The organism is Paenibacillus azoreducens, assembly GCF_021654775.1.
Lineage (GTDB): Bacteria > Bacillota > Bacilli > Paenibacillales > Paenibacillaceae > Paenibacillus_AQ > Paenibacillus_AQ azoreducens.
Window position 1 is genome coordinate 7,000,185 of record NZ_AP025343.1, and the last position, 19,257, is coordinate 7,019,441.

The 19,257-nt window shown below is 46.9% G+C and carries 15 protein-coding genes; 2 read left to right on the forward strand and 13 right to left on the reverse strand.

What is annotated here, in order from left to right; genetic code table 11:
• Positions 1-4: 4 nt before the first annotated feature.
• Genes L6442_RS31345 through L6442_RS31360 form a run of 4 tightly spaced genes read right to left on the reverse strand, consistent with a single transcriptional unit; the run spans position 5 to position 4,719 of the window.
• Complete coding sequence (locus L6442_RS31345) at positions 5-1,660, reverse strand: alpha-glucosidase (RefSeq protein WP_237100142.1); 1,656 nt, start codon at positions 1,658-1,660, stop codon at positions 5-7.
• Between the two features lie 32 nt (positions 1,661-1,692).
• Positions 1,693-2,532 (reverse strand): carbohydrate ABC transporter permease, encoded by an 840-nt coding sequence (locus L6442_RS31350; protein ID WP_212979858.1) that lies wholly within the window; start codon positions 2,530-2,532, stop codon positions 1,693-1,695.
• A complete protein-coding gene (locus L6442_RS31355; RefSeq protein WP_194231813.1) occupies positions 2,519-3,394 on the reverse strand; it encodes a carbohydrate ABC transporter permease in 876 nt (291 codons plus the stop codon). The genes L6442_RS31350 and L6442_RS31355 overlap by 14 nt, the downstream gene beginning before the upstream one ends.
• 14 nt (positions 3,395-3,408) lie before the next feature.
• Positions 3,409-4,719, reverse strand: coding sequence for an ABC transporter substrate-binding protein (locus L6442_RS31360; RefSeq protein WP_212979859.1), 1,311 nt, complete (start codon positions 4,717-4,719; stop codon positions 3,409-3,411).
• Positions 4,720-5,029: 310 nt separating this feature from the next.
• Between L6442_RS31360 and L6442_RS31365 the strand changes: the two genes are divergently transcribed.
• On the forward strand, positions 5,030-6,049 hold the full coding sequence (locus tag L6442_RS31365; RefSeq protein ID WP_212979860.1) for a LacI family DNA-binding transcriptional regulator: 1,020 nt from the start codon (positions 5,030-5,032) through the stop codon (positions 6,047-6,049).
• Positions 6,050-6,167: 118 nt separating this feature from the next.
• Here L6442_RS31365 and L6442_RS31370 read toward each other — a convergent pair whose 3' ends face one another.
• From L6442_RS31370 to L6442_RS31400, 7 genes are all read right to left on the reverse strand, one after another.
• Positions 6,168-7,688: an ABC transporter substrate-binding protein gene (locus tag L6442_RS31370; protein WP_212979861.1), complete on the reverse strand. Its 1,521-nt coding sequence runs from the start codon at positions 7,686-7,688 to the stop codon at positions 6,168-6,170.
• A 27-nt stretch (positions 7,689-7,715) separates the two neighbouring features.
• Entirely contained in the window at positions 7,716-8,477 is a 762-nt protein-coding gene (locus L6442_RS31375) for a response regulator transcription factor (protein WP_212979862.1), read from the reverse strand.
• A 6-nt stretch (positions 8,478-8,483) separates the two neighbouring features.
• Complete coding sequence (locus tag L6442_RS31380; RefSeq protein WP_212979863.1) at positions 8,484-10,211, reverse strand: sensor histidine kinase; 1,728 nt, start codon at positions 10,209-10,211, stop codon at positions 8,484-8,486.
• Positions 10,212-10,442: 231 nt separating this feature from the next.
• Positions 10,443-11,939, reverse strand: coding sequence for an ABC transporter substrate-binding protein (locus L6442_RS31385; RefSeq protein WP_212979864.1), 1,497 nt, complete (start codon positions 11,937-11,939; stop codon positions 10,443-10,445).
• 110 nt (positions 11,940-12,049) lie between these two features.
• Entirely contained in the window at positions 12,050-12,979 is a 930-nt protein-coding gene (locus L6442_RS31390) for a carbohydrate ABC transporter permease (protein WP_212979865.1), read from the reverse strand.
• A 13-nt stretch (positions 12,980-12,992) separates the two neighbouring features.
• Positions 12,993-13,937 (reverse strand): ABC transporter permease, encoded by a 945-nt coding sequence (locus tag L6442_RS31395; protein ID WP_212979866.1) that lies wholly within the window; start codon positions 13,935-13,937, stop codon positions 12,993-12,995.
• A gap of 275 nt (positions 13,938-14,212) precedes the next feature.
• Positions 14,213-15,229: a phosphotransferase enzyme family protein gene (locus L6442_RS31400; RefSeq protein ID WP_212979867.1), complete on the reverse strand. Its 1,017-nt coding sequence runs from the start codon at positions 15,227-15,229 to the stop codon at positions 14,213-14,215.
• Positions 15,230-15,493: 264 nt separating this feature from the next.
• Between L6442_RS31400 and L6442_RS31405 the strand changes: the two genes are divergently transcribed.
• On the forward strand, positions 15,494-15,946 hold the full coding sequence (locus L6442_RS31405) for a hypothetical protein (RefSeq protein ID WP_212979868.1): 453 nt from the start codon (positions 15,494-15,496) through the stop codon (positions 15,944-15,946).
• 215 nt (positions 15,947-16,161) lie between these two features.
• On the opposite strand, the gene L6442_RS31410 is transcribed toward L6442_RS31405, so the two are convergent.
• The gene (locus L6442_RS31410) at positions 16,162-16,920 is read right to left on the reverse strand and encodes an ABC transporter ATP-binding protein (protein WP_212979869.1); all 759 of its coding nucleotides are present in this window, start codon (positions 16,918-16,920) and stop codon (positions 16,162-16,164) included.
• A 4-nt stretch (positions 16,921-16,924) separates the two neighbouring features.
• Entirely contained in the window at positions 16,925-19,243 is a 2,319-nt protein-coding gene (locus L6442_RS31415) for an ABC transporter permease (protein WP_212979870.1), read from the reverse strand.
• Positions 19,244-19,257 lie beyond the last annotated feature (14 nt).

Consider the following 19,257-nt stretch of genomic DNA (forward strand, 5'->3'; position numbering starts at 1 on the left):
CACGCTATTCGCATAACCAGACGGCCGCTTCATAAGGGTAAACAACCGTTGAGCACTGCCGGTCCCCCCTCGCTTCAGGCGTGCTGGACAGGAGAAGCCGGCATATGCCTGTGCACTGCTCTTGCAGCTCCAGGTGGGCCTGGTCATCCCCGAAATTCAAGGCGACAAGCATCCGTTCTTCCTCCGATTGAAGCATATAGTAGATCAACTCATTTTCCTGGCGCAGCAATACATAATCTCCGTTGTGAAGCGCAGAATGATCCTGGCGGAGACGGATGAGAGCCCGATAGAACTCATATAGCGATCCGTTTTTCCCCCGCTGGTTTTCTACATGAACGTCCCGGAATGAGGAGCTCAGTGAAATCCACGGCTCCCGCGTGGAAAATCCGGCATTGGGAGAAGCATTCCACTGCATGGGCGTCCGGGAATGATCACGGCTTTTGGCAATCGCTGCTTCCAAAGCTTCTGCTTCAGGCATGCCGGACTCTTTGGCGATCCTGTAAGCCGTCAGCCCTTGGATATCCTTCATTTCGCCGATATGCGCCGGAATGAAATCGGAAATCCCTATCTCATCCCCGTAATAGATGAACGGAACCCCTTTGGCGGTAAGCATCAATGCGGCCATCAGCTTGGCCCGCCGCCGGCCCGCCTCTTCTTCGCCGCTCGAAAACCTGGATATATGGCGCGGCATATCATGGCTGCTGAAAAACAGCGTCGGCAGCTGGTCTGGGCCGTGCAATTCCTCCATATGTTTCAACTCATGGAACAAGTCTTGAACATGAAGTTCTTTGCGGCTTCCGAGATTAAAATTAAACACGACGTCAAGCAGGCTTCCGCCGCTGTATTCCCGAAGAACGGCCATATCCTCGGACCCGACTTCCCCGACCATAAACACGGATTTCCGGCTCCGGACGAAATCGCATATCTCCCGGATGGCCTCCAAAATCCCCTCTTGATTCTGATCGTATCGGTGCTCCTGCACACCCGATGCATCAACCGGGTTATCCGGAAATTGCCCCGACACCTTCAAAAAATTGATGACATCGAGCCGGAATCCGTCGATCCCGCGATCCAGCCAAAACTTCATGACATCCTTCATCGCCTGCCGGACTTCGGGATGGGCCCAATTCAGGTCGACCTGCTCCTTTGCAAACGCATGGTAATAATACTGGCCGGTCGCCTCGTCCCATTCCCATGCCGGTCCGCCGAAGAATGATTCCCAGTTGTTCGGCGCATTGCCGTTAACGGGATCTTTCCAGATGTACCAATCCCGCTTGGAACTCGATCGCGATGAACGGGATTCGATAAACCACGGGTGCTTCGAAGATGTGTGGTTCAACACCAGATCGGCGATGACTTTGATTCCGCGCCGGTGGGCTTCGCTGACCAGCCGATCGAAATCGGCAAGCGTTCCATAGTCCGGATCCACTTCGCAATAATCGGAAATATCATAACCATTATCGACTCTAGGCGAAGGATAAAACGGGGTGAGCCATATCCCGCCGATCCCCAATTCCTGCAAATAATCAAGCTTCGAGATCAGTCCCGGAAAATCTCCGATACCGTCCCCGTTGCCATCGCAGAAGCTGGGCATATAGATTTCGTAAAAAACAGCATTTCTCCACCAGAGCATTTCTTTTTGAGTTTTCTGCTCTCCCATCCCTATCAGCTCGCTTTCTAAATCGATACCATTTACTTCAGGCTGACCTGCATGCCCTTCTGGAAGTTTTTACCGAAGATGATAAAGAGAATGATGATCGGCAGCGACAGCAGCACGGATCCGGCATACAAAGGACCCGGGTAGGTTCCATACGGACCGAACATCTGCGAAAGGAGAACGTTCAGCGTCAGCATTCCGTCGCTGCGGACCATGATCATATCCCACAGCAGCTCCGTCCAGCGTTCCATCAGCAGGAACAGGAACACGACGCTCGTGATGGACTTGGACATCGGCATCATGATTTTGTACAGAATTTTGAAATCCGTAGCCCCGTCCAGCTTCGCCGCTTCAATAAACACCGTCGGAACGGCTTTGAAAAAGTTTGTGTACATAAAAATCGCCCACAGGCTGACGCCTTTAGGAATAATCAGCGCCCAATACGTGTCGTACCAGCCCAGCTTTTGAATGATCAAAAAGCTGGGAATCAGCAAAATGATGGCCGGAAAAAACATGTGAAACAAGATAAAGTTGTTGACGGTGTCCCGGCCGCGCCATTTCAGCTTCGAAAGGGCATAAGCCACCATAACCCCAAACATCATCATCAGGAAGGTCGACAGAAGCGACACGATCACGCTGTTCAAAAAAGCTCCCAGCCACGGCCGCGTAATCCCCGTCTCTCCCCCGGTAAACAGCCAGGAATAGGACTTCAGCGTATACGAGTTCGGGATCAGCTTCCGGTCCACCTGGGCCCAATCCGCGAACGAATTCAGCACCATGTATAAATACGGATACACCATGACCAGAAGAAGCACTCCTGCAATCGCATACCGGATCGCCAGCTTGGACTTGCTGCTTCGTTTAGACCCAACCATTTCGCGCACCCCACTTTTCGAGCAATTTCCGGATAATAAAAATCGAAATGAACGTCGCTACCGATGCAAGCAGCGCAATTGCCGATGCATACCCGGCCTGAAGGTTTTTAAATGCTTGACTGTAAATTTCCATTTGCCAGGTATTTGTCGCGAACTTCGGTCCGCCGCCCGTAAGCTGGTACACCTCCGTAAAAATGCCGAAGGTTACCCCAAACGCCAAAATCAGCGTCGTGTATAATGCGGGATAAAGAAGCGGGAGCGTAATTTTCCAGAAACGTTGGCGGCCGGTAACGCCGTCGATGGCAGCCGCCTCATATACTTCATGATCTATGCTTTCCAGGCCCGATGTCAGAATCAACGCATAGTACCCGGTAAATTTCCAAGCCATGATCAAACCGACGATCAACAGTGCCGACCACGAGGTGCCAAGCCAGTCGATATTGATACCGATTTTGCGCAGTGCCGTGTTAATCGGACTGTTATAAGACAGAAAACCTTTTACGATGAGCGACGATACGACGCCCGAAGAAAGATACGGAAGGAAAAAACCGATCAAAAACAGACTTTTGAACCGCGGCAGGCTGTGTACCAATATGGATACGATCAGCGACATCACCACGACAAGCGGAACAAATATCATCATAAATTTGTAAGTGACCCAAAAGGCGGCGTGTACGCCGGGGGATTTGAGCGCCTTAGCGAAATTGCCAAAACCGACAATGTCATAATCAGGCGCAATCAGATCCCAGTTTGTAATAGACAGATAAAAAGACCAAACCAATGGAATTAGAAAAAACACAATGGAATAAATGAGGTAGGGGCTGGCGAACAGCCAGCCCAACCGGTTATTGTTTTCTTTCATGCAGAAGACCCCTTTTATTGAAGTTCCCCTTCAATCGCTTTCTTCATGTTTGCCCATCCTGTTGCCGGGTCAATTTCACCGCGGACCACTTTATTCCACGCTTCTTGACCAATAAAGGTTTGCAGATCGTTGTATTTCGGATTATCCATTGGAGGTATCGCATTCGGCACGTTTTCCGCGTACGGTTTCAGTTCCGGATTTTTATCCAAAATCGCTTTGAAGGATTCGTTGGTCGTCAAGTCGTCGCGTGCAGGCGGAAGTTTCGTTTCGTCGAACCATTGAGCATCGTTTTTGGCATCCGCGTATACCCACTTAATGAAATCCATCGCGGCCTGCTGTTGTTCCTTGGTAGCCGATGCATAGATGACAAGTCCTTTCGTATCGGCGAATGTTTTGGATTCTTTCGGATCGATTCCATCCGGTACTGGAGGCATGCTTAACGTGTAGTTTTGGTTGTATTTCATATCCGGGAATTTTTCAGCCCAATTCGTAAACGTCCAAGGTCCCAGATCAATAAACAGGCTGGTTCCCGTTTCGAACGGATCGGCTACGTTTTGAGCAAGAATGCCCTTATCTTTCCGGAGATCATCGACAAATTTAAGAGTTTCCACTCCTGCTTTTTCATCTCCGACAAACTTGCTGCCTTCAATAAATTTATTGCCTCCGGATGCCGCATCGTACAGCATGAAGAAGTCAAACCATCTCTTCCAGGCGGTCGGATCGGCCAAATCGGCTTTAGCCCAGAAATATTTATCCGGATATTTTTCCTTCAGTTTCTTATTGGCTTCAAGCGCTTCACTGTAGGTTTTCGGAGGTTCTGCATATCCAAGCTCTTTCAGAAGATCGAGACGCCAACCAAACAGCATCGCATTAGAGTAAATTGGAAGCACGTATTGGTGGTCATCGGCAAATTTCCACGGCTCGATCGTATTTTTCATATTCCGGGTGGTGACGATATCGTTAAAGCCATCCAGCGTATCCAGCGGAACAAGGGCTTTGCTGTTAGCCAGCTGCGCGGCAAAACCGCGGTTGATGTTCTCCGATATCGTCGGGGCGCTTCCCCCCGCAATCGCTGCCTGAATGCTCGCTTCCGAGCTTGGCGATTCCTTGATTACGCTGACGTTGATTTTAACTTTGGAGTTTGTCTGTTCGTAAGCTTTCGCCATCTTCTCCCAGAACGCTTGCTGCGTCGGGTTGGCCGCCGCCCAAAATTCAATGGTCGTTACGCCATCCGCAGTTGTCGCACTTTCCTTTTTGGAGCCGCAGGCTGCAAGCACAGAAAATGCAAGTACGAGTGCTACAAGCCCGAGAATTTTCTTTTTCATCGAATTATTGACCTCCTTAAAATGTTGTTTCGAATGATTGAAATAAACATTTTTGACACAAGCCATCTTTTGTAACGTTATAAAATAGAATTACTTTTTAATTTGTAAGCGCTTGTGTAACCTTATTATTTAACATTACAAACTTCTTGTCAACACCATTTCAAACATTGGATAATGTTTTTAAATAAAGCTCTTTACTTGTGATTCTTGTAACGTTACAATTTATTGTAATGTTAGTCACGAAAGCAGGCTTTCCTAGTTTCTAAACAATGAACCAAATTTATACAGCCAAAAAGATCGGGGTGTACATATGAAAGATAAAGTAACGATGCAGGATATTGCGGAGCGGCTTAATATATCTAAAAATTCAGTGTCCCAAGCTTTATCGGGGAAAGACGGGGTAAGCGAGGAAACGCGGAAATTAATTCTCGAAACGGCCCATCAAATGGGATATGTGTATTCGCAAAACCGGAAAAGACGGTCTTCCGATGCCGAACCAACCGGCAATATCGCCTTGATCGCTTCCGATTTCGCTTTTTCCATGAAGAGCTTTTTTGGGGAAATTTATTTGAGTATTGAGCGGGAAACGGTTAAAAGAGGCAAAAATCTGCTCATTCAATCGGTGAATAAACATGCCGCCGAGAAGCTGATTCTACCCTCTTTTCTGCAGAATCAATCCGTTGACGGCATTCTTGTCTTGTCCCACATTACAACAGACTATATAAACACCATTACAGGTACAGGAAAGCCGACGGTGCTAATTGATCACCACCACCCTTCTATCCATGCGGATTGCATTTTGACGAACAATCGCTTCAGCGCTTATGAGGCAGTCCGTCACTTGACAGAACTTGGCCATCGAAAGATCGGCATTCTATCCAATACGTCCTTTTCGCCAAGCTATTATGAACGTTGGGAAGGTTATGTGCTTGCGATGAACGATTTCGGACTGGAAATCCACAACCCTTGGGTCATAAAAGATGCAAGGGAAGAGTCCGATTACATGCTTGATAAATTGAAATCGCTCGACCAGCTGCCGACTGCATGGTTTTGCGTAAATGACGGGCTTGGGTTTTATCTGAATTCTGCTCTCCAGCAGCTTGGGCTGAGGGTACCGGAAGACGTATCTGTCGTCAGCTTCGATAACGGGTACTTATCTCAGGTATCCACGCCGCAGATTACAACGATGGATGTCGATTTGAAGCTTTACGGGCGCAAAGCCGTTGAGCAGCTGTTCTGGCGGATTGAACATCCTGAGCATCCGTTTACCGAATTGCTCCTCCCTACCAAGCTGCTGAAGAGAGGATCCAGCGGTCCGGCGCCGGATTGACGGAAGAGTCTCTTGTTTAGAGTGTAAATGACTATTAGCAAAATCCTGAAATAGAAAAGGCCTCCTTCGCGTTTGTTCGTGAAGGAGGCTTTTGATACAGCAATGAAGCTGGAAAACGCTACTTATGGGCCATACGCCAAGCGTCGAGTTGTTTTTGCACCTCAGCCCGAACCTCGTCAAGCCCCGCCTGCTTAAGTTCCTGGTTAAACTTCGGAAGCTCGGTATTCACGTCGACGCTTCCTGTCATCAGGCTCGGATAATATTTTTGCCAGACCATCTCGATATTTTGCAGCTGAATCGGCATCATGGATAAATCGGGCGTAAAGCCAAGCAAGCCGGATTTGACGACTCTTGCGTTGGAAGAGCGGAACTGCTCCCATTTGTTTATCGGATCCGGGTTTTTACCGCCCATCGTCTTCAAAATGAACCAGTTGCCCTGGGTGTACGTGATCCCTGTATACCTTGGCGAAGCATCCGGGATGGGATTTCCGTTAGCGTCCTTTGCGGGAATAGGCACAACTTGATCATTGCTGTCCAAGGTATAATGCACTCCCTCTATGCCATAATTGAACAGGTTGCGCAGTTCGGGATCCGTATTGAGCAGATTCAAGAACTTTATGCACTCTACGGGATGCTTCGTATCCGAACTGACGGCCATGATGCCTCCACGCAAGGATTCCGTCGTGGCCAACTCAGGCGTGACGGGATGCGCCACAACCTTGTAGCCGCGATCTTTGCTCCAGCTATTTTCTGCGAGCGGGCCGCCGTCCGAAGCTTTCCAGAACACCTTCACACCTCTTTTAAGCTCCTGGTTCTCCCGAAGTGCAGCATCTTCATTGAGATAGCCTGCCTTGTAATAGTGCCGAAGTGTATTCAGCACCTGCCGCGCTTCTTTGGTTTCGAATATATTCACTACCTTAGAGGAGGAATCCAGAGACCGTACCATTAGAGGAAGCTTCTTGTCAATGACATGCTCGTAGCCGTACAAGGCAAAGAAGTTCTGGGAATCCTTGTCCAGCTCCATAGGCAAATAATCGGGTTCCTTTTGCTTGATCATCTGAAGCAACGGCTCGAGCGATTCCAAGGTGTTATATTTTGTAATATCGATGTTATACTTCTTCACCAGTTCTTCCGGATACATCCATTGCTGGCGAACAGCCAATTCTTTATTGGTGGGTATGCCGTAAATGCCTCCATCGTCCATACGCACACCCTGCCAAAAAATAGGGTCGATGATATCGTACATATCCTTGCCTGTGTTGGATAGATAGTCATCCAGCCGCAGCCACGCCCCCCGTCTTACATAAGCTGTAAAGTCAGTAGCAAAAGCAATGTCGAAAGGAGTTCCAGCTGACACCATCGTGTTCAGCCGGTCTTCATACTCCTGCCATCCTACCTTAATGTATGTGATGGTAATCCCGATCTTTTTAGCTAAGACTTCATTGATTTTGTCATTGACCATTTTAATATCCTTGTCCGGCTCCCCGATCGTGTAATAAACCAGATTGACCATGTCCCCATGGGGCTCCGTATCCTTATCAGTGGCAGAGGACGGGGAACAGCCTGCTGCAAGCAGTGCTATTATGCCAGTTAACACAATATATAAGGTGATGCGGCCGAAAAAAGAAGGTTGCTGCATATAAAAGTCTCCTTTCTGTCTAGGAGCCTAACCCTTTTTCCTGAGCTCCGAAGGCGACTTGCCAAAGTAACCTTGAAAATGGGTGTAAAAATAGTTGAGATTCGGGTATCCCACTGAAAGGGCAATGCTGGAAATTTTCTCATCCGTCGTCAGAATGTATTCTCGTGCTTGAAGCATCCGGTAGGCCATCAAATATTCTGAAAATTTCATGTGCGCTTCCTTTAAAAACAGCTGCCCAAGATAAGTACTGTTCATGCGAAAACGCTCGGCCACCGATTTTAAAGTGATATTCTGGGCATATTCCGCCTTCACCATCAGCAGGATACGGTTGGTCAGTTTGGATAATTGATCGTATGGAATACCCAATATCGGATCGGTGTTCATGTCTTCACTGCTCATGCCGTTCAAGGTGCCGTGCAGATCTTCTACAATGATTTTCTCAATGACCATCTGGAGTTTGGAACGCTCGACGGGCTTCAGCAGATAATCCTTCACACCGCAGCGAATGGCCTCCTGGGCGTACTCGAATTCGCTATAACCGCTCATAATGATATATTTCGTAGGAAGACGCAGCTCATTGAGCCTGTTTATGATTTCGTAGCCACGATCGGTGCCAATGCACACATCGAAGATCGCGATATCCGGCAGCAGCTCCACCGCTTTTGAAACAGCGTCATCTTTGGTTTCGCTTGTCTCGATCCGGTGAAAACCGTAGCCCGCCCAATCCAAAGTCCGTTTCATCCCTTCCAGAATCTGAGGTTCGTCATCCACGATCAGAAGCTTATACATGCCTAGTCACCCCTTTGCGATCATCACTGTAATCTTAACTCCTGCCTCCTCGTTATTATCAATCTCCATGGAAAAAACCTCTCCATAGAAAAAGTGCAGCCGAGTATACACATTGTGCAATCCTATGCTCCGCACGGGAGCATCATCATGGCTGATAAGGTTGCTCCTAACTTCATTCAACCGCTCCTCGGGTATCCATTTTCCGTTGTCCACAAATTCCAACACGTAGCGTTCATCCGTTTCCCAGCCATTCACGACGAGCAGATTGAATTCATTACCCGGGTTGAAACCATGGACGAAAAAGTTCTCCGCCAGAGGCTGCATCCAGAATTTTACGGTTGAAATAGGCAAAAGCGCCTGATCCACATTAAGCTGATAATAAAACCGCCCCGGGTATTTAAGCTCCATAATTTTTAAATATTTTTGCAATAGCTCCAACTCGCTGCCGATGGAAATAATATTCTCTTTTTTCACGATATCCCGGTATAGCGCACCTAAGGTCGCAATGGCATCGGCGGTGTTCACGTCACGGTTCACTAAAGCAGTAGAGCGAATAGCCTCTAACGTGTTATATAAAAAATGCGGATTGATTTGGTGTTGAAGCGCCTTCATCTCCGTTTCCTGCTGCTTCAGCTTCAATAAATATTCGGTGCGAATATGCTTATCAAGCTGCAGGACCATATCGTCCAATTCACGGGCAATCATGCCGTATTCGTTCCGCTTGTAGCGGGCGGGAGAGTTCGACGTAAAATCCGCGGTTTTCACGCGTTTGATAGAATGGATAATGCGCTTAAGGAATCTCGCGTCATCGCGCAAATTGTATACAATAAGCAGCAGCACGCTGATCATGGCCATCAATACAATCAAAAACACGATCCCTATGATGCCGGCATTTTGGCGCATGAGCGAAGGCAAATCCACGAGCACGACGAACTGGTAATCGAATTTGGTTGAGGAAAAGGTCATAAAAAATATACTGTTCAGTCCGCCCTTTGAAAGATAGCCGCTGTTTTGCCGATCCGCCGCCGCTTGAAGAGCCAGTTCCTCCGTATCGCGATCCTCCCCGGAAATCATGTACACTTCACCGGAAGCGCTTACAGCTGCGGCGATGTCCAATTTGTAACTGCGCACTTTGCTGAACAACTGATCGCTGCTGACCAAGAAACGGAACTCCCCGATCTGGCGGGAAATCTGGTTCGGATCGGATAACTTTTTACGGTATACGAATCCCTTTTGGATGGTCTCGCGGAAGGTTTCGTCCGTGTTTGGAAGACAAAAGAGAAAACTGTCATTGCCGTTGCCGTCAAATCGAACCACATTGCCCCGAGATTCGGCATGCAGGCTGATCTGAGTAATGTCTCCCTGCACCGAGCTGTACAAAAAGGCCTTCATATCTTCAGGGAAGGAGACGAGCGGTTCGTTATAGTGACTATTTTGCAGCCTGCCTGTGAGGTAACCCTCCGCGCCATTGCCCAAAAAGTAACGGACATCGGTCATCAGACGATTGTTGGAATATATTCGCTGCATGTAGGCCTCAATCCGATCAGCATCATACTGAAGCTCGCTTTCAGTACGGGCAAAGGCGCTGACAGCCTCGCTTCGGGCGTTCTCAATCCACTGATACAGAAGCACCGCACAGGTCAGCGCGCCCAGCGTCAGCCCTATAGATACCACAAATATCGTATAAGCAATGAATTTGCCGCGGTATATCTTAATCTGCAAAAAGGAACTCATAAGGGCGCCTCCTTTGTTATGTGTCATGCGGCTCTGACTCCATCATAAAATGCGCCTGCGAAATAATTCAATTCCATTTGAATCCATTTTCTAACCATTCGCGGCCTTCGAAACTTATTCCATTTTAATTTACCGGGGATCCCGGAACTATGTAAATTCTATTGGTACAAGAAAGCCCGAACGGGCAGATGACTCTTCCGTTCGGGCCTTCAAGCAGAGCGGCCTGTAATATTACTTACTGAAGTATGCGTCAATCTGCTCTTGGGCGGCCTTCATAATGGTATCCATGCCTGCCGCTTTTAGTTCAGAAACGATCTTCGGCACCATCTTCTCCGGATCGGATGCGCCTGTAAGCAGTTCATAGCGGTATTTATCCCACACAGCCTTGGTATTGGCTACTTCAGTAGAAAGTTTGGAAATATCCATTGAAAAGCCGAGCAGGGATGAAGCAAACGCCTGTTCATTCAGCTTCTGAACCTGCTGCCATTGATCTTCAGGGGCACCCTTGGTTGTTGCCATATTGAAGAATGTGCCTTGCGTATACGCAGCCAGCGGCCAAGTGTCCGTTGTACGCTCGATAACCTTTTCACCATCGATTTTCTTGTAATCTACGCCCTCTTCACCAAATGCAAGCATGTTGCGCAGTTTCGGATCGGTGTTGACCAGTTCCAGGTATTTCAATGCTTCTTTCTTATACTTCGAGTTGGCGGATATCCCATTTAAGGAACCTTGAATCGTCGAAGTCATGTAGATTGGACCGTAGTTCTGCACCATATCGTACTTCTCTACACCCTCGTTGATTTGCCAGCTGGTTTCTGCGCCAGGGAACCCTTGCGCACTAAAGAATGGACGACCTTTGTCCGGTTCAGATTTGGTAGGTGCATCCGGGTTGATAATGCCATCTTTGTACCATTGGTGCAAAGTCTTCAAATTATCCATGACATCCGGCTGCTCCAGGACAGAGATGACTTTGCGGGAAGCGTCATCCGCTTTCACACCAATAGGAGGAAATCCCATAGCCATATCGTCATACCCGTTAAAGAACCCATTTAAACCTTCGCTCTGGGTCATCGGCACTGGATAGAAGCTCTTGCCTTCACCGGCTTTCATATCATGGAGAGGCTTATCCAGATCCTTTAAAGTCTTGATGTTATTTACATTAAATCCGTATTTATCTACATACTTATGATCGAATACCCAATACTGGGTCAGGGCCGAGTCTTTATAAGTAGGCACGGAGTAAATCTTGCCGCCAATCTTGGTGCCATCCCATACCTTTTCAGGAATCAATTTGTACAAATCCGGCGTTTCACTCTGTACGAGATCGGTAATATCGGCAAGTGCGCCCATCGAAACTTGCTGGTTGTATTTGGTGTTGTTAGTGAACAAGATGTCGAAAGGTTCACCCGTATTTACGATCGTGTTGATTTTGGTGTCCCATTCTCCCCAGCTCGCCACCTTGATGTCAACCTTGACGCCGATCTTTTCCGCTGTGTACTCGTTCATAGCTGCGATCGCCTTATCAAAGTTGTTCGGAACCTGACCGCCAATCGTCCACCATACCAAAGTAGGCACTTCAGCAGTAGATTTGGAAGAATCGGGAGCTTTTGAATCTGATGTGTTTGAATCAGAAGCGGATGGTTCCGACTTCGAGCCGCAGCCCGCAAGCGCGGACATGAGAAGTGTCGCCATGCAAAGACTGGAGATAACCTTCAAAGATCTTTTCATTGATATTTCCCCCTTTTTAGTAGTTCTGCGCCGCTATTAGCAAACGGCGATGTTATTAGAAAAGCTTCTATTCGAAGCCTTTTCCACGATGAATGACCGCTTATTTCAAATTACCCTTTGACGGCGCCTACCGTTAGACCGGAAATAAAGTACCGCTGAAAGAATGGATATGCAAAGGCCACAGGAAGTACGATGACGATGGCCACCGCCATACGGGCAGATTCTTTAGGCATCGTCGCTGCAAGCAATGCGTAGCTGACGCCCATGCTGGCAGCGTTCTTGGCAAGCGCGTCCACGTTGCTCATCAAGTTGTTGAGCAGAGCCTGCAAGGAATACAGATCCTGATTGTTGATATACAGCATCGATTGGAACCAGTCATTCCAGTAACCAAAGCACAGAAACAATCCGATGGTTGCAAGTACAGGCAAAGATATTGGCAAAACGATCGAGAAGAAAATGCGCAGCTGGCTCGCTCCGTCTATTTCCGCGGATTCGATCAAACCATCCGGAATCGTACTCTTAAAAAACGTTTTGCAAATGATCACGTTAAAAGAGGAAACCGCCAGCGGCAGAATCAACGCCCAAATCGTGTCCTTAAGTCCCAACAAATTCGCGTTGATATAGTAGCTGGAAACCAAACCGCCGTTGAACACCATAGGGATAAATACGATCCATGTGAGCAACCCTTTTAGTTTGTAATTCGGCCGGGAGATCACATAACCCATCGAGGCGGTGAGCAGCACGCCCAGCACAGTGCCAATGATCGTGACGAATAGGGATACGCCAAGCGCACGGAGGATCATGGTACCCTGCTTAGCGATATAGCTGTAAGCCTCGCCGGAAAGCGCAGCCGGAAGGATGTGATATCCCGTTTGGCGGATGGATTCCTCGCTGGATAGCGAAATGGACAGCACGACCAGTATGGGCACGACACAAATTAACGCAAGCAGGATAAATATGAGATTGAAAATGATATTAACGCCTTTGCTGGGACGATTGAATCTATCCAGGCCGCTTTCGTATACCGTTCTCGTTGCCATAAACGCCACCCCCTTATATCATCGCGCTGTCCGGATCTATTCTGCGAACGACCCAGTTGGCAGTCAAAATCATCAAACAGCCCAGCACGGATTGAACGAATGCGGCTGCGGAAGCCATGCCGACAGTTGCGGTTTTCAATTGCTTATATACCAATACATCAATGGTTGTGGTCACGTTAAACAGGGAATTGGAATCCCGCGGCACCTGGAAGAATAACCCGAAATCCGTATAGAAGATACGGCCTACGGCCAAGATGAACATCATGACGATGACCAGCTTCATCAAAGGCAATGTAATAAACCGCGTCTGTTGCCAAATGGAAGCGCCATCAATAACGGCCGCCTCATAGTAGGTTTTATCGATGCCGGTAATCGTCGCCAAGTAAACGACCATACCATAACCCAAGCCCTTCCAAACATTCATAAAGATCAAAAAGTACGGCCAGTATTTCGGCTCCATGTACCAATTAATCGGCTCGCTGCCCATGTTAACAAGCATTTGATTGACGATTCCCTTGTCAAAGCTTAAAAATGCCCAACCTACCGCTGAAACGACGACCCATGACAGAAAGTAGGGCAAAAACATCATCGTTTGATATACTTTCCCTGCTTTGCGGTTGTGAAGCATACCGATCATTAGCGCCAGAGTAACCGGAATCACAATACTCAGGATGATAAATATGATGTTGTACCCCAGCGTGTTTCTAATAATGATCCAAGCATCGTTGGACTTGAATAAAAATTCGAAGTTTTTGAAACCCGACCAGGGGCTATTAAGCACATTGCTCAAAAACCCGCCGCTGATTTTGAAATCCTTAAAGGCGATGATGATCCCGAACATCGGCAAGAAACAGAAAAGAATGTACCACACGGTAGTCGGCAGCGCCAAAAACGTCAGCTCGACATCCTGTTTGCGCCAACGCGTTCGTAAGCGCTTACTTTTAGCCTTGGTGTCCATGTCCCCCACCCTTCCGTTAGCGTTTATTGCTTGTTGTAAGTTCATTCTATAGGAAATAGAGCGCTTTCATCCAGACAACAAACTTGATACTGTAGTCAACAAACGTTAGGTTTTATAAGACAAATTGATGTATGCACAAGAAAAAGCGTGGCCAGAACCAAGTGGTTACCCGGCGGGTTGAAAGTTTTCGATCAGATTATGTAGGCGCCTTAGCATGAAAAAACGTTAGATACACACCTCTACAGTGCATGTCTAACGTTTTTAAACTCCCGAAGTTAATCCATCCTCACGGGCTCGATCACTTCAAATAAAAATGAATTGCCTTTCAAATATTCTCTTATGTATGCTTGGGCGTATTTTTGTTCATCGATTAAACCGGCTGTTTCTCTTGGATCGGAGGAATGATGGCTGTAGTTCCCGATCATGATCATGACGAAAAAACATTCCAGATACCGGACATAGTCCGCCTCTATCTTTCTTACACTCTCGTAGCCTTGGATTAACATCCATCGATGCTTCGGCCAAAGCTCCAACATGATGGCTGCCATATCATAGAGATAATATCCGTGACCGCATCTTCCGAAATCAATCGGGTAGGGATGATCACCAACGAAAATAATATTGCCAGTGTGTAAATCGGCATGAATGAGTCCATAATTTAGATCGTTCCTAGGAATTACAGTCAGTTCGGATAAAACCTTCTCAGCTGCCTTTTGATACAACTTCCATGCCTCATCCGACAAAAAACGCTCGTAATACCGCTCCAACTTAGCCATTTCACGTCTAAAACTGTCTGGTCCCCATGTAGGTCGTACAAAATCAGGGGGCGGATTGAAACCCTCAGCTGTTTCATGAAGCCTGCCCGTCAATACACCCATGTTATAAGCGCAGCTATCCGTCATTTCTTCTCTTGCATGTCCCTCTACCCACCGCATTATCGTGACATAAGGACGCTTATATCCCATTTCTGCTTCGATTTCTAATACATAAGCGCCGTCACAACTTGCTATCCCTTCCGGTACATTTAGATCATTCGCTTTGTTTAATGCCTTTAGAAATATTAGTTCCGAACGGATCTCCTCTTTGCTCAACCGGTCTGAATGAATACGAAGCAGATAACTGTCCCCCGTATTCGTCTCAATTTTATACGTGATCGTATCGGATAACCGGATAAATTGAATGCGTTTCCATTCCAGATCATACTGTTGTAGGGCTGATAAAGCGACTTTCCCTGCTCTGATTAATAAAGACCGCCTTTCTTCATCCGTATCAAATTTAAAAAAATCCAACATTTGTTGTCCTCCTACGATATACATAAAGCAATAACCGCACATTGTTTTATATTTATTGTAACAACAACATTGCTTTTAAAAATATATATCAAACTATTATAAAATGTGTTTTACTTAGCAAAATCCATTAAGAACTTGCTGCAATATGTCTATCATATTTTTCAAAATAATACTTAATGATATAAAATACCCTTAATTTTACTACCAAATCCTTCCTATCCCTGATAGACTAACGAGTATATTTATATATTCCAAGGGGGAAACATGAGGAACTTTACAAAATTTCTATCTATTTTATTCGCCGCAGTGATTATATTATCTGGATGCTCAAGTAATAATGCTGCGGATTCGCAGGATCGATCTGCGGATGAGAAGCTGGCACTATCCTATGTAACGGACTACTACAATGGAACAAAGAAAGAGGACAGATTGAAGTTTGTTGATGAGAATGTGCACCCCGATGTGCAAGGTAAACTCCGTCAATGGGCTAAGTTAGGGGCTTCGGAAGACCAGAAGCTGAAGGAGCCGAAGGTTGCAGAATCTGTGCCATATGAAGACGAAGACTCAAAAGGATCATTAGTACTCATTCAATCGGCAAACGATAAAGAAATGATCGTGATGATTATCGATAATAAAGTTTACATGGGTTTGACTCCATCCGGGAACGATGGGGATTCGTACTCAGAAATACGTAGTTCATTTAAAACAGCTAAATAAATGGTAAAGTAGACAGTAAAATAAAATGATTAAGCTGCCCTAGCTCGTACTTCCACCCGGGCTGTGGCACTAATGAAGCAAAACCCGCTCGCTGAGCGGGTTTTTATGTATGGTGGCGAGGGGAGTCCACAAGCGTATCCCAACCCCGCCATTAATATTAACTTGAACCATGATGTCCCATTGTATAAGGCTTTATTGGGGGTCAACCGCCGGCATCAGATCCCGATTTCCCTCATTTTCGCCGCTACTTTCTCGACTCTGCCATCCATATCCGTCCCGTTAAACTTTGGAAGCTTCAAATCGCTGACGATGGTCCCGTCGCGCATAAACATAATACGCTCCGTCCGCGCCGCAACCATAGCGTCGTGGGTGACAAGCATAATCGCAGTCCCCTCCGCGTTGATTTCGGAAAAGATGTCCATAATCTCCTGCGCCGATTTGGAGTTGAGCGCACCCGTAGGTTCATCGCCGAAAATAACTTTCGGGCTGTTCATAAGCGCGCGGCATATTCCCGCACGTTGAAGTTGACCACCCGACACCTGCGTAATGTCGCGTCTTTCAAGCTCCGCAATACCTACCCTTTTCATAAGCGCTCTTGCTTTTTCCGTCATTTTTGCGGCGTTTTTTCTGTTGCCCCGCATGGATGGAAGAATAATGTTGTCGAGGATATTCAGATTTTTCAGCATCGTCGGCTGTTGAAACACAAACCCCATTTTCGTTCTGCGTATATCGGAAAGCTCATTCTCGCCAACCTCCGATAAATCCCTGCCGTCAACAACTACTTTTCCGCCATTAACGCCATCCGTCCCGCTCAGTACAAACATCAGCGTTGATTTTCCTGAGCCGGAAGGTCCCATCACCGCGACGAACTCGCCCTCGTTTATTTCCACGGTCACGCCGCCCAGAACATTGCGTTTTTCATCGCCCTCGCCGAAAGATTTTACGATATGATCACCGATAATAATCTTCTTCATATGCCTACTCCTTTATATGTTCGGAAATTTTGATTCGTCCCGCGCCCGAAGTGCCGATGATTGTTGCGATAAGTACCGAGCCTATCATCAGAAGCGGACTGAACAGGTACGCAGAAAGCGGATTGACCGTAAAATGAAACTTCGACGCCCCAAAGGAGGATATCGCCGCGCCAGCAATCATCTCTCCAAGAGTGTTAGCCAAAAGCGTACCGAGAACAATTCCGACAATCAGTACGAATACCGAACGCGAAACATACTGCGCCTTCATATCCGAGTTGGTAAAACCGAACGCTTTCATGACGGCAATGGAATATCTGTCTTTTGCGACAAGCATTTTCATAAACAACAGCGTAACCAATACCGTTATAATCAACGCGACGACAATTGCAGATTTGGACGCCTTGCCGACGGAGCTTAATGTCGAACCGTATGTCTGAGCCATATATTCATCAATGTCCGAAACCTTTGCATAATCAAACCTTTTCGCATATTCTGAAACCTTGCTGCCGATAAGGATTGGATCCGAAAGCTCGGCATAGATCACGTACCACATTGTGTTCGCCGAATGGTCGGTGAACACAGCCTTTGCCGTTTTGCCTCCGTTGGTAATGTCGGAATAAATGCCGCTTACCGTGAGATTTTTTTCCTTCCCCTCAATCACCAGTGTAATGGTTTCGCCGACCTTTTTGCTCAGCTCATTGGCGTTCATAGCCGAAAGCGCAATTTCGTCCTCTGCGGCGGGTGCTCTGCCCTCAGAATATACTAGAGGGAATATGGAATGATCGCCGAGCTCAATTTTCAACCTTTCCTCCAAACCGTCTTTCGTCTTTGTTTTGAATGTTTTTGTCGTAAGCACAGCATACTTGGAAACGGCACTGTCGCTGCTCATCGTTTTTATAATTTCAGCGGCCTTTTCAGGCATATTGTCGGTCTGCTGAATGTCTATGCGCATATCGCTGTTGCCGATCCCCATATATTTGATGAAGCTTTTGGAGGAAATCGTGTTGTGCAGGTTCTGCGGAACAATAATGATAAATGCCGAAATCATCAGCACTGCAAGCATTGTAGCGTAAAGTTTTTTTCTTGCCAGAACATCTTTGACACCGAGAAAAATATTTGTATTAAACATTCTGTTTCCGCTCAGATTAAAACGCTTTGCGCCCGTGGTCTTTTCTTGTGAAGTGCCAAAGCGGATGGCCTCGGCGGCAGATATTTTCCGAAAGCGTCTCAGCACTCCGTTGACATAGGCAATCATTGCAAGGAATACAAGCAGTATGCCGATGATACCGAACAACAAGGCAAAAGAGGAATTTTTGCTTTCACCCATATGAAGCCGGATATTTGCAAGAAGCATCCCTTTGAACGCAAAAGAAAGTGCAAACCCGAGAACACAGCCTACCGCCGATATCGCCGCGTACTTCGCTAGATAAATCTTCTTTATGTAGGAGATCCGCAGCCCGATTGCCTTCATAACGCCAATTTCGCGGTAATCGTCTTCGACCTTCGCAAGGAGCGTAAAGCGTATGCACATCAATGCGATTGCAACGACAAGCACGCTTACAAGGAGGATGACCCCAATCATCATTCCATCGGATATCGCGTTAATCGTTTTGAAAAGCGGATATGTAATCATTGGCCCGTTCGTTTCAAGCCCCGCTGAAGCATAAGCCGTTTCGAATTCGTTGAGCTTCGACAAATCCTTTAATCTGAACTCAATCAGATACTCGATACTTCCCAGATTTTTTAGATCCTCGAAATCATGTTTACTGATCAGAAATCTTTTGGAAGAGGCTAGCATGGAGTTCATCTGCGAATCTCGAAGAAAACCCGCGACAGTAAATTCCTTCCCGCTTACGATAGCCTTGTCGCCAACCTTTGCGATGCCGTCCTTCATGTAGCTGATTGGAACATAGAGCTCTCCATCGGAGGCGTTTATGACACGACCTTCAAGATCAAGAAGATAATCGAACTTCTCGCTCTGGATGCTGAACCCATTATCCTGAACACTATTGGCAAGCGAACGATCGCCAAATCGAATTTGCGAGCCGTCCATGTTAAGAAATTCAAGCACCTGAAATTCATCGACATTGGAATTTTGCTCCGCAAAAGCCTGAAGGTGCTCAGAATCGATCTCGCCTGAGTGCATTTGCATAAAATGCGGCGTTTTTGCCGTAGTCATGAGTTCGTTTAGCGCCCCTGAAAGATTGACGAAGAGGATTGCGGCAAGGGACACAAGCATGGCTGCGGCAGCGACAAATATCGTTGTTGTCAGCGTTATTGCTTTGCTTTTTAGAATATCATTGCGGATTATCCTGTAATACATAAGTCACCTCTGTT